Origin of the sequence: Sphingomonas sp., assembly GCF_965200135.1 — a bacterium.
Taxonomy (GTDB): domain Bacteria; phylum Pseudomonadota; class Alphaproteobacteria; order Sphingomonadales; family Sphingomonadaceae; genus Sphingomonas.
On sequence record NZ_CBDATK010000005.1, the window covers coordinates 44852 to 63133 of the forward strand.

General features: G+C 68.9%; 22 protein-coding genes. 13 read left to right on the plus strand and 9 right to left on the minus strand.

Features of this window, described 5'->3' with window-relative positions; genetic code table 11:
- The first annotated feature begins 33 nt into the window (after positions 1-33).
- The 6 genes from ACOFKS_RS04180 to ACOFKS_RS04205 all read left to right on the plus strand — a co-directional run bounded on the left by ACOFKS_RS04180 (position 34) and on the right by ACOFKS_RS04205 (position 5668).
- Entirely contained in the window at positions 34-1227 is a 1194-nt protein-coding gene (locus tag ACOFKS_RS04180) for a flagellar basal body P-ring protein FlgI (protein WP_419807994.1), read from the plus strand.
- Positions 1224-1610 (plus strand): rod-binding protein, encoded by a 387-nt coding sequence (locus ACOFKS_RS04185; protein WP_419807995.1) that lies wholly within the window; start codon positions 1224-1226, stop codon positions 1608-1610. The genes ACOFKS_RS04180 and ACOFKS_RS04185 overlap by 4 nt, the downstream gene beginning before the upstream one ends.
- Positions 1607-2941: a flagellar hook-associated protein FlgK gene (flgK, locus tag ACOFKS_RS04190; protein WP_419807996.1), complete on the plus strand. Its 1335-nt coding sequence runs from the start codon at positions 1607-1609 to the stop codon at positions 2939-2941. The genes ACOFKS_RS04185 and flgK overlap by 4 nt, the downstream gene beginning before the upstream one ends.
- Positions 2941-3834 (plus strand): flagellin, encoded by an 894-nt coding sequence (locus ACOFKS_RS04195; RefSeq protein WP_419807997.1) that lies wholly within the window; start codon positions 2941-2943, stop codon positions 3832-3834. The genes flgK and ACOFKS_RS04195 overlap by 1 nt, the downstream gene beginning before the upstream one ends.
- Before the next feature lie 80 nt (positions 3835-3914).
- Positions 3915-4778 carry a flagellar motor stator protein MotA gene (gene motA / locus ACOFKS_RS04200; protein WP_419807998.1) on the plus strand — a complete coding sequence of 288 codons (864 nt, stop codon included), beginning with the start codon at positions 3915-3917 and terminating at the stop codon, positions 4776-4778.
- A gap of 2 nt (positions 4779-4780) precedes the next feature.
- Complete coding sequence (locus ACOFKS_RS04205) at positions 4781-5668, plus strand: flagellar motor protein MotB (protein ID WP_419807999.1); 888 nt, start codon at positions 4781-4783, stop codon at positions 5666-5668.
- 39 nt (positions 5669-5707) lie between these two features.
- On the opposite strand, the gene ACOFKS_RS04210 is transcribed toward ACOFKS_RS04205, so the two are convergent.
- Complete coding sequence (locus ACOFKS_RS04210) at positions 5708-6229, minus strand: MucR family transcriptional regulator (RefSeq protein WP_419808000.1); 522 nt, start codon at positions 6227-6229, stop codon at positions 5708-5710.
- Positions 6230-6399: 170 nt separating this feature from the next.
- On the opposite strand from ACOFKS_RS04210, the gene ACOFKS_RS04215 reads away from it, so the two are divergent.
- Positions 6400-7101, plus strand: a complete 702-nt coding sequence (locus ACOFKS_RS04215) for an NAD-dependent deacylase (RefSeq protein ID WP_419808001.1) — start codon at positions 6400-6402, stop codon at positions 7099-7101.
- A complete protein-coding gene (locus tag ACOFKS_RS04220; RefSeq protein WP_419808002.1) occupies positions 7098-7532 on the plus strand; it encodes a bleomycin resistance protein in 435 nt (144 codons plus the stop codon). Before ACOFKS_RS04215 ends, ACOFKS_RS04220 begins: the two co-directional genes overlap by 4 nt.
- Here the strand turns inward: ACOFKS_RS04220 and era are convergent.
- From era to lepB, 3 genes are read right to left on the minus strand one after another with little or no spacing between them, the layout of a single operon-like run.
- Complete coding sequence (era, locus tag ACOFKS_RS04225) at positions 7499-8404, minus strand: GTPase Era (RefSeq protein ID WP_419808003.1); 906 nt, start codon at positions 8402-8404, stop codon at positions 7499-7501. The genes ACOFKS_RS04220 and era overlap by 34 nt on opposite strands.
- Positions 8401-9183: a ribonuclease III gene (rnc, locus tag ACOFKS_RS04230; protein WP_419808073.1), complete on the minus strand. Its 783-nt coding sequence runs from the start codon at positions 9181-9183 to the stop codon at positions 8401-8403. Before rnc ends, era begins: the two co-directional genes overlap by 4 nt.
- Positions 9138-9953, minus strand: coding sequence for a signal peptidase I (lepB, locus tag ACOFKS_RS04235; protein WP_419808004.1), 816 nt, complete (start codon positions 9951-9953; stop codon positions 9138-9140). Before lepB ends, rnc begins: the two co-directional genes overlap by 46 nt.
- 112 nt (positions 9954-10065) lie before the next feature.
- Here lepB and pgi point away from each other — a divergent pair, with 112 nt between their 5' ends.
- Genes pgi through gorA form a run of 4 tightly spaced genes read left to right on the plus strand, consistent with a single transcriptional unit; the run spans position 10066 to position 13566 of the window.
- Positions 10066-11556, plus strand: a complete 1491-nt coding sequence (gene pgi / locus ACOFKS_RS04240; RefSeq protein WP_419808005.1) for a glucose-6-phosphate isomerase — start codon at positions 10066-10068, stop codon at positions 11554-11556.
- Positions 11557-11600: 44 nt separating this feature from the next.
- Positions 11601-11813 (plus strand): type II toxin-antitoxin system VapB family antitoxin, encoded by a 213-nt coding sequence (locus ACOFKS_RS04245; RefSeq protein WP_419808006.1) that lies wholly within the window; start codon positions 11601-11603, stop codon positions 11811-11813.
- Positions 11810-12223: a PIN domain nuclease gene (locus tag ACOFKS_RS04250; protein ID WP_419808007.1), complete on the plus strand. Its 414-nt coding sequence runs from the start codon at positions 11810-11812 to the stop codon at positions 12221-12223. The genes ACOFKS_RS04245 and ACOFKS_RS04250 overlap by 4 nt, the downstream gene beginning before the upstream one ends.
- Positions 12220-13566 (plus strand): glutathione-disulfide reductase, encoded by a 1347-nt coding sequence (gorA, locus tag ACOFKS_RS04255; protein ID WP_419808074.1) that lies wholly within the window; start codon positions 12220-12222, stop codon positions 13564-13566. Before ACOFKS_RS04250 ends, gorA begins: the two co-directional genes overlap by 4 nt.
- Before the next feature lie 64 nt (positions 13567-13630).
- On the opposite strand, the gene ACOFKS_RS04260 is transcribed toward gorA, so the two are convergent.
- From ACOFKS_RS04260 to hppD, 4 genes are all read right to left on the minus strand, one after another.
- The gene (locus ACOFKS_RS04260) at positions 13631-13987 is read right to left on the minus strand and encodes a Rieske (2Fe-2S) protein (RefSeq protein ID WP_419808008.1); all 357 of its coding nucleotides are present in this window, start codon (positions 13985-13987) and stop codon (positions 13631-13633) included.
- Complete coding sequence (gene maiA / locus ACOFKS_RS04265; RefSeq protein WP_419808009.1) at positions 13984-14607, minus strand: maleylacetoacetate isomerase; 624 nt, start codon at positions 14605-14607, stop codon at positions 13984-13986. Before maiA ends, ACOFKS_RS04260 begins: the two co-directional genes overlap by 4 nt.
- Positions 14604-15887, minus strand: coding sequence for a homogentisate 1,2-dioxygenase (gene hmgA, locus ACOFKS_RS04270; protein WP_419808010.1), 1284 nt, complete (start codon positions 15885-15887; stop codon positions 14604-14606). The genes maiA and hmgA overlap by 4 nt, the downstream gene beginning before the upstream one ends.
- 146 nt (positions 15888-16033) lie before the next feature.
- Entirely contained in the window at positions 16034-17086 is a 1053-nt protein-coding gene (gene hppD, locus ACOFKS_RS04275) for a 4-hydroxyphenylpyruvate dioxygenase (protein WP_419808011.1), read from the minus strand.
- 69 nt (positions 17087-17155) lie between these two features.
- Between hppD and ACOFKS_RS04280 the strand changes: the two genes are divergently transcribed.
- A complete protein-coding gene (locus ACOFKS_RS04280; protein WP_419808012.1) occupies positions 17156-17608 on the plus strand; it encodes a MarR family winged helix-turn-helix transcriptional regulator in 453 nt (150 codons plus the stop codon).
- On the opposite strand, the gene ACOFKS_RS04285 is transcribed toward ACOFKS_RS04280, so the two are convergent.
- Positions 17605-18243 carry a DUF6975 family protein gene (locus tag ACOFKS_RS04285; protein ID WP_419808013.1) on the minus strand — a complete coding sequence of 213 codons (639 nt, stop codon included), beginning with the start codon at positions 18241-18243 and terminating at the stop codon, positions 17605-17607. The genes ACOFKS_RS04280 and ACOFKS_RS04285 overlap by 4 nt on opposite strands.
- Positions 18244-18282: the final 39 nt, after the last annotated feature.

The window sequence follows — 18282 nt, forward strand, 5'->3', positions numbered from 1 at the left end:
CTTGGTAACCATCATCGGTGCAGGCTGTCGCGCATGATCGCTATCTCCTCTTCCGTCATCCCCGCGAAAGCGGGGATCCCGCTGCCTGCCGCGGGCAAGAAGAAGCGGGATCCCCGCTTTCGCGGGGATGACGGAGTGTGGGCGTTGCTGCTCGCGCTGTTGGCGTCGCTGCTCCTCGCGCAACCCGCCTCCGCCGACCGGATCAAGGACCTCGGCGCGTTCCAGGGCATCCGCGCCAACCAGCTGACCGGCTATGGCATCGTCGTCGGCCTGCCCGGCACCGGCGACGACAACCTAGAATACACGGTGCAGAGCCTGAAGGCGGTCGCCTCGCGCTTCGGGCTGCAACTGCCCGCCAACGCCAATCCGGGGATGAAGAACGCCGCCGTGGTGCTCATCACCGCCGAGCTGCCGCCCTTCGCCAAGCCCGGCCAGCGCCTCGACATCACCGTCGCGTCGATGGGCAAGGCGAAGTCGTTGCGCGGAGGATCGCTGATCCTGACCCCGCTCTACGGTGCCGACGGACAGGTCTATGCGATGGCGCAGGGCAACCTCGCGGTCGGCGGGCTGGGCGCGGAGGGGGCCGACGGTTCGCGGATCGTCATCAACATTCCCTCGACCGGCCGCATCCCCGAGGGTGCCACCGTCGAACGCGCGGTGCAGACCGGGTTCGAGGCGTCGCCGACGCTCACCTTCGACCTCCAGCGCGCCGACTGGACCACCGCGCAGAACGTCGCGGGCGCGATCAATCTCGCCTATCCCGGCGCCGCGCAGGCGATCGACGCCGTCTCGGTGACGGTGCGCGCCTTTCCGGGCGCGGAGCCGCGCGCGAGCATGATGGCGCGGATCGAGAACCTCGACGTCGTCGCCGCCGATCCGCCGGCCAAGGTCATCGTCAACGCGCGCACCGGCACCGTCGTCATCAACGCCGCCGTCCGCGTCGGTCCCGCCGCCGTCACCCACGGCAAGCTGACCGTTCGCGTCGACGAGCAGCAGCGCGTGGTCCAGCCGGCGCCCCTCAGCCAGGGCCAAACCGCGGTCGAGCAGCGCTCCGGCGTGTCGGTCGAGGAGGAGCGGCGGCCGATGTTCGTCCTCGCCCCCGGCCCGCGGCTCGCCGATATCGTCAAGGCGGTGAACGCGATCGGCGCGTCGCCCGCCGATCTGGTCGCGATCCTGGAGGCGCTGAAGGAAGCGGGCGCGCTCAAGGCGGAGCTCATCGTGCTATGACGCAGACGCCCCCCGCAATCGGCGGCCAGACCGGGATCGCGTCGGGCCTCGGCCGCGCCGCGACCGGTGACAATCTGAAGCGCGCCGGGCAGCAGTTCGAGGCGGTGTTCACCGGCATGATGCTGAAGAGCATGCGGCAGGCGAAGCTGGCCGACCCGCTGTTCGACGACAAGGCATCCAACACCTTCCGCGACATGCAGGACGCCAACGTCGCCAAGGCGATGGCGGAGCACCAGCCGCTCGGCATCGGCAAGGCGATGACCGAGTTCCTGGAGCGCACGCACGGCGTTCCCGACGCACCGCCGGCCGCCACGCCCGAGCCGCCGCAGGCCACGCCCGAGCCGCCGCAGGCCACGCCCGAGCCGCCGCAGGCCACGCCATGAGCGATCTGCTCTCGATCGGCGCGTCGGGCGTCCGCGCCTATCAGACCGCACTGTCGACGGTCGGCGACAACATCGCCAACACCGGCGTCGCGGGGTATTCGCGCCGCACCACCAACCTGGCCGAGGTCACCTCGCTGACCAGCGTCACCGGGCGGCTGGTCGACGGCGTCGGCGTCACCGTCAACGGCGTGTCGCGCACCGGCGAGATGTTCCGCGCGCAGGCGGTCCGCAGCGCCGGCACCGAACTGGCCCGCACCGAGGCCGGCACCGTCTGGCTCGATCGGGTGCAGGATGCCCTGACCGGCAGTTCATTGGGCACGCGGCTGACCAGCTTCTTCGGCGGCGCGCGGTCGCTGGCGGCCGACCCGACCTCCGTCCCGCAGCGCGCGGTGGTGCTGGAACAGGCGGGAGCCGTCGCCCAGGCGTTCGGCACCACCGGGCGCCAGCTGGACGCCGGCATGGACGAACTCGACGACCGCGCCCGTCAGGCGACCACGCAGCTCGACGGCCTCGCGCAAAGTCTGGCGCGGGTCAACGACGGACTCGGCCGCGCCTCGCCCGACAGCACCAACGCCGCACAGCTCGCCGACCAGCGCGACCAGCTGCTCGACCAGATGAGCGCGCTGACCGACCTGTCGGTCTCGTTCGACCCGATCGGCCGCGCGGTCGTGGCGCTGGGGCCGGGCGGCCCGACCTATGTGCAGGGCAGCAACGCGGGCCACGTCATCTACGCGCGCAGCGGCGGTGCGGTGGCCTATTCGATGCAGGGCACCGACGGAGTCCACAGCTTCTCCCCCGCCGGCGGCGCGATGGCGGGCATCGCCGAGGGCGCCGGGCGGCTGGACGACGCGCGCACCTCGCTCAACGCGCTGGCGACCGACTTCGCGACCGAGGTCAACGCGATCCAGGCCGCCGGCCGTAATCTCGACGGGCAGCCCGGCGCGGCGATCTTCGCGGTCGGCGCGACGCCGACCGACCTGACCGCCACGCTCACCGACCCTCGCGGCATCGCGGCGGCAAGCGTGGGCGGCGGCGTCCGCGACGCCTCCAACCTCGCCCAGCTGGAGAGCAGCCGCACTTCGCACGGCTGGGAAGCGGCGCTGACTGGGCTGACCGCCGGCAACGCTGCGGCGTTGGAACAGCGCAAGCTGGTCGGCGACGCGCAGTCCGCGATCCGCAACGGCGCAGTGGCGGCGCAGGCGGCGGTATCGGGGGTCAACCTCGATCAGGAAGCGGTCGACCTGCTGCGCTTCCAGCAGGCGTACCAGGCATGCAGCCGCGCGATCCAGGTCGCGCGCGAGACGATGCAGACGCTGATGGACATCCGATAATGCAGATATCGACCAGCCTGTTCTACGATCGCGGATCGCAGGCGATGGCGACGCTGACCGGTCGCGCCGACACGTTGCAGACGCAGATCGCGACCACCAAGCGGCTGAGCAAGGCGTCCGACGACTCGGTCGCCTACACGCGGCTGCAGGGGATTGCGCGCGCCGATGCGGACGCGAAGGTGACGACCGGCAATCTGGACCTCGCCGCCGCCGGCCTCGCCACGGCGGACACCACGCTGGACGCGATCGGGAGCCAGGTGCAGCGCGCGTCCGAGCTTGCGATCAGCGCGCGCAGCGGGTCGCTCGACAGCGCCGGCCGACAGGCGATCGCCGCCGAACTGGACGGGATCCTCGACCAGCTCGTCAGTCTGGGCAACACCGCCGACGCGCGTGGCCAGCCGCTGTTCGGCGGCCCGGACGGCGGTGCGGCGGTGACGCGCAACGCCGACGGCAGCTTCAGCTTCGCCGGCACGCTGCCGAGTGCGATCCCGACGAGCGACGGTCAGTCGATCCAGCCGGGCGATACCGCCCAGCGGGTCTTCGCCGCCGGCGGCGGCGATACGCTGAGCACCATCGCCGCCCTGGCTGCCGCATTGCGAAGCGGCACGGACGTCGACGCCGCCGCCGCGACCGCCGTCACCGGGCTTGCCGCCGGCGGCGATCGTGTCACGACCGTGCGCGCGTCGCTGGGTGCCCGCGCGGCACGGATCGAACTGGATCAGGCCACGGTGAAGCAGGCCGGGATCGATCGCGAGGCGCTGCGCTCGGGGCTCGAAGACACCGACATCACCGCGACGATCGCCGAGCTGCAGAAGACGATGACGATCCTGTCGGCGACGCAGTCGAGCTTCACCAAGCTGCAGGGCCTGTCGTTATTCGATTACCTGCGCTGACGGTAAACCCGGCGTTTACCGTCAGCGGTTAAGCCTCTTTCCGAACGGTCGGCGAGCGCCCCGACCATCGGAGTAGCTTCATGTTTCCAGCCATCGGCCTCGTCGTCCTGCTCGCCATGGTGTTCGGCGGCTTCGCCATCACCGGCGGCGCGCTCGGCCCGGTGATGGAGGCGATCCCGCACGAAATGCTCATCATCGGCGGCGCCGCCGCCGGCGCGCTCATCATCGGCAATTCGGGCAAGGAACTGAAGGCGATGGGCGGCGGCCTCGCCAAGGTGTTCAAGGGGCCGAAATACAAGAAGCAGGACTATCTCGACGTCATCTTCCTGGTGTCGAAGCTGATGAAGATGCTCCGCACCGACGGCCCGATCGCGCTGGAACCGCATGTCGAGGACCCGCAGGCGTCGGCGCTGTTCTCCGAATATCCGCGGCTCCAGAAGGACCACACGCTGGTCAACCTGATCGCCGACACGCTGCGCCTCGTCGTCGTCTCGTCGGGCACGCTCGATGTGCACGCGGTCGAGGAGGTGATGGACAACTCGATCAAGACCCACCACCACGAGGTGGAGGGGCCGCACACCACGCTGACCAGCCTCGCCGACGCCTTGCCCGCACTGGGCATCGTCGCCGCCGTGCTCGGCATCGTCAAGACGATGGGGTCGATCGACAAGCCGCCTTCGGTGCTGGGCGCGATGATCGGCTCGGCGCTGGTCGGCACGTTCATGGGCGTGCTGCTCGCCTATGGCATCGTCAACCCGCTGGCGGGGCGGCTGAAGCAGGTGCTCGACGCGGACGCCGCGATCTACAACGTCGTCAAGCAGATCATCGTCGCGTCGCTCCACGGCCACCCGCAGCCGCTGGTGATCGAAGCGGCGCGCTCTGGCATCCAGCACAAAAACCAGCCCGGCTTCGCCGAGGTGTTCGACGGACTGCGGGGTAGGTAATCGTGGCTGCAAGGGCTCCTCACGGCAACAATCAGCCGCCCAAGATCGTCATCGTCAAGAAGATCATCGACGGCGGCCATGGCGGCCATCATGGTGGCGCGTGGAAGGTCGCCTATGCCGACTTCGTCACCGCGATGATGGCGTTCTTCCTGCTGTTGTGGCTGCTCGGCGCCACCAACGAAAAGCAGCGCAAGGGCATCGCGGACTATTTCGCCCCGACGCTGATCGACACCCGCGCGCTCGGCATGGGCGGCAACGGGCTGTTCGGCGGCGAGTCGGCGCGGTCGGACCAGCGCACCGGCGAGATGGCGGGCCGATCGCACGAGCAGGGCTTGGCCACGCCGGTGACCGGCGCGGGCGGCAATCGGCCCGGCAGCGGCGACAAGGGCAGCCTGCGTAACGCCGACCAGCAGAATTTCGATCGCATGCGTCGCGAGGTGCAGGCGGCGATGCAGGCGAAGCCCGAGCTGCGGCGCCTCGCGCAGCACGTCAAGTTCGTGATGACCACCGAGGGGATGCGGATCGACTTGGTCGACAACGCCGATTATTCGATGTTCGCGCTCGGCACGACGGCGCTGGAGCCGGAGGCGTCCGAACTGATCGGCAAGATCGCGCAGACGATCGCCAGCTCCGCCAACCCGATCATGATCCGCGGCCACACCGACAGCCTGCCCTGGGGCGATCCGCGCGCGATGAACAACTGGATGCTGTCGTCGGGCCGCGCGGAAGCGACGCGGCGGCGGCTGGGGCTGGGCGGCACGCCGGAGTCGCGGTTCGAGCGGATCGAGGGCGTCGCCGATCGCGAACCGATGATCGCGAACGACCCGGCCGACCCGCGCAACCGCCGCGTGGCGATCACGCTGCTCTATCGGCGTGGCGCGATCCGCTAGCCGAACCCTCTCCCGCACCGGCGGGAGAGGGTAGGGAGCTTACTCGCCCGCGGTGTCCGCCGGCTGCGCCTTCTTGCGTCCGCGACCGCCGGTCGCCGGGGCGGGTGCGGCGGCCGGAGCGGGCTCGCCACGCTTCTGACCGGGCTTGCGACCCAGGCCGATCTGCTTGGCCATCGCGCGACGGCTCTCCGAATAGTTCTCCGCGACCATCGGATAGTCGCCCTTCAGCTTGTAGCGGTCGCGATACTGGTCCGGCGACAGGCCGTGCGTCGACAGGTGACGGCGCAGCGTCTTGTACGGCTTGCCGTCGATCATCGAGATGATGTGGTCTTTCGACGCCAGGCTCTTGCGCGCGGTGACCTTGGGCTGATGCTCCTCGGTCGTCTCCGCCGCGATCTCGGGCGTGCCCGATCCCATCAGCTGCTGGACCGTATCGTGCATCTTGCCGATGAAGGAAGGCACGTCCTCGGCATTGCTGCGCGTATTGGGATTTCCTAGCCAAGCGATCGTCAGCTCGACGGCGAGTTCGACGGCATTCAGGTCGCCAGTATCATCGGCCATGGGTATCTTCTCCGTTGCTGACAGGGGCCGTAACGACTTCTTGATGCAGGTCAACGCCATCCGGCACGTAAAGTGTCGTACTGTCGAAACGATAGGCCGATTACTTTGCTCACATCGAAACAAATCGACGACGCTGGTCACGGACGCGATCTGTTCCTAAACTTGGCGGCATGACACTTTGCAACATCGTCGTCCTGACCGGCGCCGGCCTGTCGGCCGAGAGCGGGCTCGCCACGTTTCGCGGGCCGGGCGGGCTGTGGGAGGGGCACCGCGTCGAGGACGTCTGCACGCCCGACGCGTTGCGGCGCGATCCGGCCCTGGTGCACCGCTTCTACGATGCGCGCCGGGCGGCGCTGAGCCACGTTGCGCCGAACGCCGCGCATCTGGCGCTCGCAAGGCTCGGCCGGGACTGGGCGGGCGAGCTGTTAATCGTGACGCAGAATGTCGACGACCTGCACGAGCGTGCCGGTGCGACCCGCCTCGTCCACATGCACGGCGCGCTGCTGAGCGCGCTCTGCGCTCGCTGCGGCGAGCAGCGCGTGTGGGCAGGCGACCTGCCGCCCGGCACGCGCTGTAGCGTCTGCGACGCTCCGGCGCTGCGCCCGGACATCGTGTTCTTCGGCGAGATGCCTTACGCGATGGAGCGCATCCAGGAGGCCGTCGCGGAGTGCGATCTCTTCGTGTCGATCGGCACCTCGGGCGCGGTGTATCCCGCCGCCGGGTTCGTCCAGCTCGCCGCCGCGACCGGCGCGCGGACGCTGGAACTCAACCTCGATCCATCGGCGGGCAGCGCGTCGTTCGACGACAGCCGCATGGGTTCGGCGACGGTGCTGGTGCCGGGGTGGGTCGAGGCGGTGCTTGGTGCCGAATGACGCCACCGTTGCCCAATCTTATTCCGGAGCTGGACGTCGCGGATCTCGCGGCGGCGGTCGAGGTCTATCGCAACGTCTTGGGCTTCGCGCTCGCCTATGAGCGTCCCGACGAGGCGTTCGCGATGCTGACCCGGCCCGGCGTCGCGATAATGTTGCAGGCGAGCGCCGGTCCCGGCCGCCGCTTCCGCACCGCGCCGCTGGAGCGGCCGTTTGGTCGAGGCGTCAACTTCCAGATCGCGGTGGCCGATCTCGACGTTGTGTATGCGGCGGTGCGGGCGCGCGGTCTGTCGACGCCGATCCCGCTGGAGGAGAGAAGCTACCGGGTCGACGGCGAGGATCGGCTGCAGCGGCAGTTCGTCGTAGCCGATCTCGACGGCTACCTACTGCGCTTCTGCGCTCACTCCACCCAGTCCAGCCCGATCCCCCGGTAGCTTTCGCGGTCCTCGTCCCACCCCGCCTTGACCTTGACGTGAAGGAACAGGTGGACCGGCCGACCGAACAGGTCCGCCAGCTCGGTGCGCGCCGCCGCGCCGATCGCCTTGATCTGCTGGCCGCCCTTGCCGAGCACGATCGCGCGCTGCGTCGGGCGCTCGACCATGATCTGCTGGTGGATCTCGACCGAGCCGTCCGAGCGGTCGGTGAAGCGCTCGGTCTCGACCAGGCTGGCGTAGGGTAGTTCGGCGTGGAGCCGCCGGAACAGGTGCTCGCGCACGATCTCGGTCGCCAGCGACCGCTCGCTGGCATCGGAGACCTGATCGGCGGGATAATGCCACGGCCCCGCCGGCATCAGCGCCGCCATCGCGCTCTTCAGCGCGGGCACGCCGTCGCCGGTCTCGGCGCTGACGAACCAGGTCTCGGCGAACGGCACGATCGCGTTGAGCTTCTCGGCGTGGCCGAGCAGCTTTTCCTTGGCGGCAATATCGACCTTGTTGAGGATCAGCCATTTCGGCTCCGGCCGCGCCGCGATCGCCTCGGCGACCGCCGTCACCTTGGGGCCGACCCCTGCGCGGCCGTCGACGACCAGGCACAGCAGGTCCGCGCCCTCCGCCCCGCTCCACGCGGCGGCCACCATCGCGCGGTCGAAACGCCGCTCCGGCTCGAAGATACCCGGCGTGTCGACGAGCAGCAGCTGCGTGCCGTCCTCTTCGGTGCCCTCGATCGCGACGCCCAGCAGCCGCGCGCGCGTCGTCTGCGCCTTCGGACTGACCGCGGCGACCTTTTGACCGACCAACTGGTTGACCAGTGTCGACTTGCCCGCGTTGGGCGCGCCGACCACCGCGATCAGGCCGCAATGCTGGGTCATGCGCCCATTTCCCGTGGTGCCTTTCGGGGCAGGATCGTGCGGGGCGGGCGAACGCGCTTGCGCTTGACCGGCTGCTGTTCGGCGAGATGTGCCAGCAGCAGCCGTGCCGCCGCCGTTTCCGCCTCGCGCTTGGTCGACGCGGTGGCGGTCCGTTCGTCGGGGCCGAGCCGCGCGGCGACGGTGTGGAGCGGCAGGTGGTCGGGGCCGCTCTCCTCGACCGCCGCATAGACGGGCGCGCCGCGCCGGTTCGCCGCCGCCCATTCCTGCAGCGCCGCCTTGGGATGCTTGCGCGCCGCCGCCGGACCGTCGACGCGCGCCGCCCAGCGCCGCCGCACCCAGCCGCGCGCCGCGTCGAGCCCCGCTTCCAGATACAGCGCCGCGAGCAATGCCTCGGCCACGTCGCCCAGCACGTTGTCGCTGTCGCGCAGATCGCCGCGCACGCCCTTGTCGAAGAATATCCGTTCCGGCGCGCCGATCTCGCGCGCCACCTCGGCACAGGTCGCGCCGGACACCAGTACGTTGATGCGGCGGCTGAGCATGCCTTCCGGTTCGGCGGGGAACAGGTCGTAGAGCCATTCGGCGACGCTCAGCCCGAGCACGCGGTCGCCTAGAAACTCCAGCCGCTCATAGCTTTCCTCGCCCGTCCGGCTGCCGTGCGTCAGCGCGCGGCACCACAGCGCCTCGTCGACGGGGCGGTGGCCGAACGCCTGTTCGATCCAGGCGGCAAGCTCGCTCAGAACCCCTCGCCCGTCCGTTCGGGGCGTGCGGCGCTGAACCAGGTCCACGGCTTCCAGTACGACGCCGACCCGTCGGTCGAGAAGAAGGTCACCAGCGCGCGGCCCTCGATCCGGTCCTGCGGGATATAGCCCATGCCCTGCGGCGCCGCGAACCGGCTGTCGGCCGAGTTGTCGCGGTTGTCGCCCATCAGGAACACGGTGTCGGCCGGCACGGTGTAGAGCCCCGTGTCGTCGCCGTCCCTGCCCTGCTCGGTATCGAGCACGGTGTAGGTGCGCCCGCCCGGCAGCGTCTCGCGAAACCGCTGGTAGCGGCAGATCGACTGGCCCTGCGACACCTCCTGGTGTCCCAATGGACATTTGCCTGCGAAATTCGGGGTGATCGGTAGCGCGAAGTCGCCGACCCGCTGCTTGGGCACGAACTGGCCGTTGAGGATCAGCTGGCCGCGGCGCATCTGGATCGTGTCGCCGGGCAGGCCGATCACGCGCTTGATGACGTCGTGGCTGGACGGCGAGGTGGCGCCCGGCTCGACCACCTCCGGCGATCGGAACACCACCACGTCGCCGCGCGTCGGCTGCGCCCAGTGCATGTCGGGCAACAGCGGCACGCCCCAGGGCAGCGACCAGCGCGAATAGCCATACGGCCATTTCGCGACGAGCAGATAGTCGCCGATATACAGCCGCGACAGCATCGACTCGGACGGGATGTTGAACGGCGCGATGATGAATGACCGCAGGATCAGCACGAACAACGCCAGCTTGGCGATGAAGCGGATCGTGTCCTCGGTTTCGGAGCGCTTGCGCTTGGCGGCCATGGGGCACACGCGTTGGCGCGACGCCCCCGCAAGGTCAAGCGACGGCTTTACCTCGCATCCCGCGCGCGCCTAGGGCGTTGTGGCACGACACTTCCGCGTCCGAGGAAAAATCATGTCCGATTGGTCACGTATCGAGGCTCTGCCTTCGCCCAAGCTCGTCGACCTGTTCGACCAGGACGCGGAGCGGTTGGGCCGCTTCAGCCTGGACGTCGCCGGGCTGCATTTCGACTGGTCCAAGACGCATCTGACGACCGATGCGGTGACCGCGTTCGTGGCGCTCGCAGAGGAGGCCGGGCTGGCGAAGCGGCGCGAGGCGCTGTTCGCGGGCGAGCACGTCAACGTCACCGAAGACCGCCCCGTCACCCACACCGAGGAGCGCGGCGAAGGCGATGCCGAGCTGGTCGCCGCCGCCAAGCGCCTCCACGAACGCGAACGCGCGCTGATCGACGCGATCGAGGGCGGCGCGTTGGGCGATGTGCGCCACGTACTGCATGTCGGCATCGGCGGTTCCGCGCTCGGCCCCGACCTGCTGGTCGATGCGCTCGGCCGCGAGGAGAAGCGCTACGACGTCGCGATCGTCTCCAACGTCGACGGCGTCGCGCTGGAGGATGCGTTCGCGCGGTTCGATCCGCATTCGACGCTGCTCGTCGTTGCCTCCAAGACCTTCACGACGACCGAGACGCTGCTCAACGCCGGCTCGGTGCTGCAATGGATGACCGAGCACGGCGTGTCGGACCCCTATGGCCGCGTCATCGCGCTGACCGCCGCGCCCGACAAGGCGGTGGAGTGGGGCGTCGACGAGACCCGCGTGCTGCCGTTCAACGAGGGCGTCGGCGGGCGCTATTCGCTATGGTCGTCGATCGGTTTCCCCGCCGCGATCGCGCTCGGCTGGGGCGCGTTCGAGGAGCTGCTGGAGGGCGCGGCCGAGATGGACCGCCATTTCCGCCTGCAGCCGCTGGAGACGAACGCGCCGGTGCTCGCCGCGTTCGCCGACCTCTACTACACGCAGGTGCGCCACGCGGAAACGCGCGCGCCGTTCGCCTATGACGTCCGCCTGCGGCTGCTCCCGCCCTATCTCCAGCAGCTGGAGATGGAGTCGAACGGCAAAGGCGTCACCGTCGACGGTCAGCCGGTCGGTCGGCCGACGGCGGCGATCACCTGGGGCGGGGTCGGCACCGACGCACAGCACGCGGTGTTCCAGCTGCTGCATCAGGGCACGCATCTGGTGCCGGTCGAGTTCATCGCCTGTATCGAGCCGGGCGACACGCTGGCGCCCGAGCACCATCGCCAGTTGCTGCTCAACGCCTTCGCGCAAGGGGCGGCGTTGATGAAGGGCAAGCAGGTCGACGACCCAGCGCGCAGCTATTCGGGCGACCGGCCGTCCTCGACCATCCTGCTCGACGCGCTGACCCCGCGCACGCTCGGCGCGCTGATCGCCTTTTACGAGCAGCGCGTGTTCGTGAACGGCACGCTGCTCGGCATCAACAGCTTCGACCAGTTCGGCGTCGAGCTGGGCAAGGAAATGGCCAAAGAGGCGGCGAAGGGCGGCGGCGAGTTCGACCCGTCGACGACCGACCTGATCCGGCGCGCCGGTCTGGACTGAGGCGAGGTCGGCGCCTATGTGTATGAACGGCGGAGTTGATACACATGCGGACGAATATCGAGATCGACGATCAGATCATTGCCGAGGTGATGACGCGCAGCGGACGTTCGACGAAGCGAGAGGCTGTCGACTTCACGATGCGGCGGTATCTCCAGATCGAGCGGCAGAAGGAAGCTGTCGAAGGATTGCGTGGTCTTGGTTGGGACGGTGATCTTGAGGCCATGCGAACGGCCGAGCCGCCGGTGGCCTGGGGTTGATCCTCGTCGATTCCAGTGTGTGGATCGACCTCCTGCTTGACCGCCAAACCGTAGCGGTTCGTGCCGTTCAGACGCTACTGGACCAAGGCAAGCCACTCGCCATCGGCGATCTGATCCTGATGGAAGTATTGCAAGGCGCGCGCGAGCAGCGACAGTTCCGGGCCGCTAGCGAGTTTCTCGCCCGGTTTGTTCCCGTGACCATCTCGGATCATCGCGTCGCGGTCGCCGCGGCCCGCAACTATCGCTTGTTACGCTCTCTCGGCGTGACCATCCGCAAGACGATCGACACGCTGATCGCCACCCGCTGTATCCTCGACGACATCCCGCTGCTGTTCGCGGACCGCGACTTCCACCCGTTCGTCGAGCACCTGAATTTGCGCTCAGCCATCGACGACACCGGAGTAAACTGATGCCCCACGACTACGACCTCTTCGTCATCGGCGCCGGTTCCGGCGGCACCCGCGCCGCGCGTGTCGCGTCGCAGCATGGCGCGCGCGTCGCGGTGGCGGAGGAGTATCGCGTCGGCGGCACCTGCGTCATCCGTGGCTGCGTGCCCAAGAAGCTGCTCGTCTATGGTGCCCACTTCGCCGAGGACCTGAAGGACGCGAAGCGTTTCGGCTGGGACGTGCCCGATGCGTGCCACTTCGACTGGCAGCGGCTGCAGGCGAACGTGCTGGGAGAGGTCGACCGCATCAACGAGGCGTATACCGACACGCTGACCAACGCCGGGGTCGAGATCATCGCGCAGCGCGCGGAGGTGACGGGGCCGAACAGCGTCCGACTCGCCGACGGGACCGAGAAGACCGCCGAGCGCATCCTGATCGCGGTGGGCGCGCATCCCGCCGTTCCCGACTGCCCTGGCGCGGAACACGGCATCACCTCTAACGAGGTGTTCCACATCGACGCGATCCCCAAGCGCATCCTGATCGCGGGCGCGGGCTATATCGCCAACGAGTTCGCCGGCGTCTTTCACCAGTTCGGCGCGCACGTCATCATCATGAACCGGACGCAGGACATCCTGCGCGGCTATGAGCTCGCGCTGCGCGACCGCCTGCTCCAGATTTCGATGATGAAGGGGCTGGAGTTCCGCTTCGACGCGACGTTCGAGGGCATCGATAAGGGGGACGACGGCTGCCTGACGGTGCGGATGAGCAACCACGACCCCGTCACCGTCGATTGCGTGATGTTCGCCACCGGCCGCGTTCCCAACACGACGGGGCTGGGGCTGGAAAGCGCCGGCGTCGAGATGGACGACAAGGGCGCGGTGCGGGTCGACGAGGACAACCGCTCCACCTGCGACAGCATCTTCGCGGTCGGCGACGTCACCAACCGCATCCAGCTCACCCCCATCGCGATCCGCGAGGGACAGGCGTTCGCCGATACCTTCTATGGCAACAAGCCGACGCGCGTCGACTATGGCTTCGTGCCCAGCGCGGTGTTCAGCCATCCCCCGATCGCGCAGGTCGGCATGACCGAGAGCGAGGCGCGGCAGAAGCTGGGCGACGTGAAGATCTATTCGTCCGATTTCCGGCCGATGAAGAACCTGCTGGCGGGGCGTCAGGAGCGGGCGCTCTATAAAATGGTGTGCGACGCCACCGACAAGGTGGTCGGCATCCACCTGATCGGTCCCGACGCGCCCGAGATCATCCAGGGTGCCGCCGTGGCGGTGAAGGCGGGGCTGACCAAGGCGCAGTTCGACGCCACCGTGGCGCTTCACCCGACGATGGCGGAGGAACTGGTCCTGCTCCGCTGATCGGCTCGGCGAGGGGCGATCCAGGTGAAGCGGCGCCGCGCGTGTCTCCCGCGGTCGACGACGGCTAGGCGGTGACGATATGGCCGTCCGCCACGGTCACGGGCCATGGCGTCAGGTGCTGGCCGACACAGGGGCCGCCGACGCAGAGGCCGTCCTCGATCCGAAACAGCGCGCCGTGCCAAGAGCAGGCGATCAGGTCGCCCGTGGGGGCGAGGTAATCGTCGAGCTGCTGGGCGAGCGGCACGCCGGCATGGGGACAGCGATCGACATGGCCGAACACCGCATCGCCCCGGCGCACGACGAAGCCGTGAAAGCGGCCGGCGCGGAGCTGGAGGACGAAGTTACGCGCCTTGCCCTCCGCGATCTGGTCGAGCGGGCCTAGCCCCACGCCGGCGGGGGTCGCGTAGACGCGGTCGCTCAACGGTCGGCGTCGGGCTGTTCGTCGGGATGGGCGGCCTGCACGGCGGGCAACGCGCGGGCTCGTTCGGTGGCCGCCATGAGCTGCGGATAGGGCGCGAGGTCGACGCCGAAGCGTTCGGCCGAATAGACCTGCGGCACGAGGTGGCAATCCGCGAGGGTGGGGCGGTCGCCGAACGCGAACCCGGCACCGTGGCGGGCGATCATCGCCTCCAGCGCGGCGAAGCCGTCGCCGATCCACCCGGCCGCCCAGGCGTCGGCATCGCCGCCGAGCGCGCGCACCGCCTTCAGCACGCGCATGTTGTTGAGCGGGTGGATGTCGCACGCGATCGTCGCCGCCATCGCGCGGACGATCGCGCGGTCGCCGGGGGCGGCGGGCAGCAGCGGCGGCTCCGGGTAGCGTTCCTCCAGCCATTCGAGGATCGCGGGGCTCTGCGTCAGCACGCCATCGTCGGTCTCCAGCGCGGGGACGAGTCCCTGGGGATTGAGCGTCAGGAACGCGGCCGAACGCTGTTCGCCGGTCCGCAGGTCGTGGCCGACCTGTTCGTAGCTCAGCCCCTTCAGCGCGAGCGCGATGCGGGTCCGGTACGTCGTGCCGGAGCGCCAATAGCCGTGCAGGATCACGCGAGCTGCGCCTTCGCGAAGCCGCTCCACACCTCGTCGTAATCCAGCTGCATCGTTGGTGCCTCGGCTGCCCAGCGGGTCGGGCGGACGACGTGACGGGTCTCGAACATGAAGGCCATGGTGTCGGCGATCTTCACCGGCTTCAGGTCGGCGGCGACCGCCTTTTCGTAGCTCGCCTGGTCGGGGCCGTGGCCGTTCATCTGGTTGTGGAGCGATGCGCCACCGGGCGCGAAGCCGCCCTCCTTGGCATCGTACTGGCCTTGGATCAGTCCCATGAATTCGCTCATCACGTTGCGGTGGAACCAGGGTGGGCGGAAGGTATCCTCCGCCACCATCCAGCGCGGCGGGAAGATCACGAAGTCGCAATTGGCCGTGCCCGGCGTATCGCTCGGCGAGGTCAGGACGGTGAAGATCGACGGGTCGGGATGGTCGAAAGAGACGGTGTTGATCGTGTTGAAGCGGGTCAGGTCGTAGCGGCAGGGCGCGAGATTGCCGTGCCAGGCGACGACGTCGAAGGGCGAGTGGTCGAGCGTCGTCTTCCACAGCCCGCCCTGGAACTTCTGGATCACCTCGACGCGATCGTCGCGGTCCTCGAACCAGGCGACCGGCGTCTCGAAGTCGCGCGGGTTGGCGAGGCCGTTGGCGCCGATCGGGCCGAGGTCGGGCAGGCGAAAGAGACCGCCGTAATTCTCGCAGACATAGCCGCGCGCCTGTCCGTCCGGCAGCGCGACGCGGAAGCGGACGCCGCGCGGGATCAGCGCGACCTGGAGCGGGGCGAGGTCGATGCGGCCCATTTCCGTATCGATCGCGAGGCGCCCCTGTTCGGGAACGATCAGCAGCTCGCCGTCGGCCGAGAAGAAGGCGCGGTCCATGTCGCGGGTGGCCGCGTAGAGGTGGATGCCGACGCCGCTCTGCTCGGCGACGTTGCCGGTGCCGCCATAGCTGACGATACCGTCGAGCCAGTCGGTCGGCGCGGTCGGAAGGGGCAGCGGGTCCCAGCGGAGTCGGTTGGGGGAGGGGGCGACCTCGTCGAACGGCGCGGACTTCAGGTGCGGCGCGCCGTCATAGGGCGTGAAGGGCGGGTGGTTGGCGGTCGGGCGCAGGCGGTAGAGCCAGGCGCGGCGGTTCTCGGCACGCGGCGCGGTGAAGGCGGTGCCGCTGAGCTGTTCCGCGTAGAGGCCAAAGGGGGTGCGCTGCGGCGAATTGCGGCCGACCGGGAGGGCGCCGGGGACGGCTTCGGTCGCGTGGTGGTTGGCGAAGCCGGTGAGATAGTGGGTCATGGCGCCTCACGATCCTCCCCGTTTACGGGGAGGGGGACCGCTCGCGTAGCGAGTGGTGGAGGGGGCTCTCCACATTCGGTTCCGCCGGTGGAGAGCCCCCTCCACCAGCCTGCGGCTGGTCCCCCTCCCCGCAAGCGGGGAGGATTTCACGCGTCGACCTGGATCACACCCCTGCGAATCTGATCCAGTTCGATACTCTCGAACAGCGCCTGAAAATTGCCGTTGCCGAAGCCCTCGTTGCCCTTGCGCTGGATGATCTCGAAGAAGATCGGGCCGAACATGTTCTCGGTGAAAATCTGGAGCAGGATGCCTTCGTCGCCGACGTTGCCGTCGATCAGGATGCGGTTCTTGCGGAGGCGGGTGAGGTCCTCGCCGTGGCCGGGGACGCGCTTGTCGACCAGCTCGTAATAGGTTTCGATCGTGTCCTGCAACTTGACGCCGCGCTCGCGCAGGCGCTCGACGGTGTCGAAGATATCCGGCGTGGTCAGCGCCAGGTGCTGGATGCCCTCGCCCTGATACTCGCGGATGAACTCCTCGATCTGCGACTTGTCGTCCTGGGATTCGTTCAGGGGGATGCGGATCGCCTTGTCCGGCGCGATCATCGCCTGGCTGAACAGGCCGGTCGCCTTGCCCTTGATGTCGAAATACTTCTGCTCCTCGAACCCGAAGAGCGTGCGGTAGAACCCGCTCCACACCTTCATCTGCCCGCGACGGACATTGTGGGTGAGGTGATCGAGCAGATCGAGCCCGACATTGTTCGCCGCCTCCGCCTCGCGCCAGCCCGGCACCTCCGCCCAGTCGGCATACAGGTCCGCGCCGTCAGGGATGAAGTACAGGTAGGAGCCACCGATGCCCTTGATGACGGTGTCGCTCTCCTCCGTCGCCTCGGCGCCGTGCGCCATCGCCCATTCGACCGCCTTGGCGGGATCGGCGACGCGGAACGCCATCGCGCTGGCCGACGCGCCATGCGCGTTGCGGAACTCCTTCACCCGCCCCGACTCGTCGCGGTTGAGCATGATGTTGATGCGACCCTGTTTGTAGCGGGTGATGCTCTTGGTCGGATGGCGGTGGCTGGGCACGAAGCCGAGCTGTTCGAACTGCCGCGCCATCGCGTCGGGATCGGGGGAGGTGAACTCGACGAACTCGAAGCCGTTGAGGCCGAGCGGATTGTCGGTCGAACTGACGGGCACCTGTTCCATCTCACGCTCCGTTTGGTATCATCTGTAACCAACTTGCGCCCGTCGCCGCACGGTGTCAACGTGGCGGTGATGACAACGCTCGTCCTCGACGACTTCATTCCATATCGGCTTTCGGTCGCCTCCAACCTGGTGAGCGACGCGATCGCGGGGGCGTACGAGGCGCTGTTCGGGCTCAGCATCGCCGAGTGGCGGGTGATCGCGGTGGTCGCCGAACAGGACGGCCTGACGCAGGCGGCGGTCGGCGCGCGGACGCGGATGGACAAGGTGACGGTCAGCCGCGCCGCGATCGCGCTGGCGGGGCGGGGGCTGCTGCAGCGCGGAGTCCATGCCGACCGGCGTGCGCGCGGGCTGACACTGACGGCGGCGGGGCAAGAATTATATGCACAGGTCGCGCCCAAGGCGCTCGACCTGGAGGCGCGGATCCTTGCCGGATTTTCGCGCGAAGAGGTGGATGGCTTCGCTGCGATGCTGCGCCGGCTGGAGGCGGTGGCGCTTCGGCTTCAGGAAGGAACGGACGCCTAGTCCCGGCCGCGCGCGCTGCTGCGGGCTTCGAGCAGGCTCCATAGCCCGCGATGCTGGGCGAGCAGCTGCTGCGCGCCGAACGCGGCGGCGCGTTCCGGTGCCTGGGCAAGCAGCGCGTCCGACTCGAACAGCTCGGCGGTCGGCAGCACGACGCCGAAGCGATCCGCCGCGCAATCCAGCACGGTGCGGATCGCCTGCCAGTCGCCGATCAGCGCCGCCGCCGCGCCGAGCGCGACGCCGGTCCGTTCGGAGCGGGCGAGCATCTCCAGCGCGTGGTGCTCGGCGTTGAGCGCGGCCGAGCTCTCGGCCTGACCCGGTGTCGAAGGCAGCGGGCCGGCGGCGCTGACCAGCTGTGCCAACGCCGCGCGTTCGGCGGCGAACCCGGCCGCCGCCTCGGTTAGCCAGGCGCGGGCGGCCGCATCGTCCCCCTGTTCGGCGGCGATCGTCAGCATATCGGGGTGCTGGCCGTGCACCGTGCACAGCGCGTGCACCGTGTCGATCAGGTCGCGCGCATTGACGCGCGGTGCGAGCAGCGTGGCGACGAAGGGATGGCCGGCGGTGCCGTCGGTCGCGAGCAGTCGCCGCAGCGTCGTGCCGGCGGGGTTCGGTGCAGGCGTTGCGTGGCTTTGTGTCATCTGACCCCGGCTTGAAAGGCGAAACGGCGTCGGTCGTCT

What these genes read in the sequence shown, in the direction of transcription:
- ACOFKS_RS04180 (WP_419807994.1), top strand. Translation starts at nt 34, where the DNA reads ATGATCGCTATCTCCTCTTCCGTCATCCCCGCGAAAGCGGGGATCCCG.
- ACOFKS_RS04185 (WP_419807995.1), top strand. Translation starts at nt 1,224, where the DNA reads ATGACGCAGACGCCCCCCGCAATCGGCGGCCAGACCGGGATCGCGTCG.
- flgK (WP_419807996.1), top strand. Translation starts at nt 1,607, where the DNA reads ATGAGCGATCTGCTCTCGATCGGCGCGTCGGGCGTCCGCGCCTATCAG.
- ACOFKS_RS04195 (WP_419807997.1), top strand. Translation starts at nt 2,941, where the DNA reads ATGCAGATATCGACCAGCCTGTTCTACGATCGCGGATCGCAGGCGATG.
- motA (WP_419807998.1), top strand. Translation starts at nt 3,915, where the DNA reads ATGTTTCCAGCCATCGGCCTCGTCGTCCTGCTCGCCATGGTGTTCGGC.
- ACOFKS_RS04210 (WP_419808000.1), bottom strand. Translation starts at nt 6,229, where the DNA reads ATGGCCGATGATACTGGCGACCTGAATGCCGTCGAACTCGCCGTCGAG.
- ACOFKS_RS04215 (WP_419808001.1), top strand. Translation starts at nt 6,400, where the DNA reads ATGACACTTTGCAACATCGTCGTCCTGACCGGCGCCGGCCTGTCGGCC.
- ACOFKS_RS04220 (WP_419808002.1), top strand. Translation starts at nt 7,098, where the DNA reads ATGACGCCACCGTTGCCCAATCTTATTCCGGAGCTGGACGTCGCGGAT.
- era (WP_419808003.1), bottom strand. Translation starts at nt 8,404, where the DNA reads ATGACCCAGCATTGCGGCCTGATCGCGGTGGTCGGCGCGCCCAACGCG.
- lepB (WP_419808004.1), bottom strand. Translation starts at nt 9,953, where the DNA reads ATGGCCGCCAAGCGCAAGCGCTCCGAAACCGAGGACACGATCCGCTTC.
- pgi (WP_419808005.1), top strand. Translation starts at nt 10,066, where the DNA reads ATGTCCGATTGGTCACGTATCGAGGCTCTGCCTTCGCCCAAGCTCGTC.
- ACOFKS_RS04245 (WP_419808006.1), top strand. Translation starts at nt 11,601, where the DNA reads ATGCGGACGAATATCGAGATCGACGATCAGATCATTGCCGAGGTGATG.
- hmgA (WP_419808010.1), bottom strand. Translation starts at nt 15,887, where the DNA reads ATGACCCACTATCTCACCGGCTTCGCCAACCACCACGCGACCGAAGCC.
- hppD (WP_419808011.1), bottom strand. Translation starts at nt 17,086, where the DNA reads ATGGAACAGGTGCCCGTCAGTTCGACCGACAATCCGCTCGGCCTCAAC.
- ACOFKS_RS04280 (WP_419808012.1), top strand. Translation starts at nt 17,156, where the DNA reads ATGACAACGCTCGTCCTCGACGACTTCATTCCATATCGGCTTTCGGTC.
- ACOFKS_RS04285 (WP_419808013.1), bottom strand. Translation starts at nt 18,243, where the DNA reads ATGACACAAAGCCACGCAACGCCTGCACCGAACCCCGCCGGCACGACG.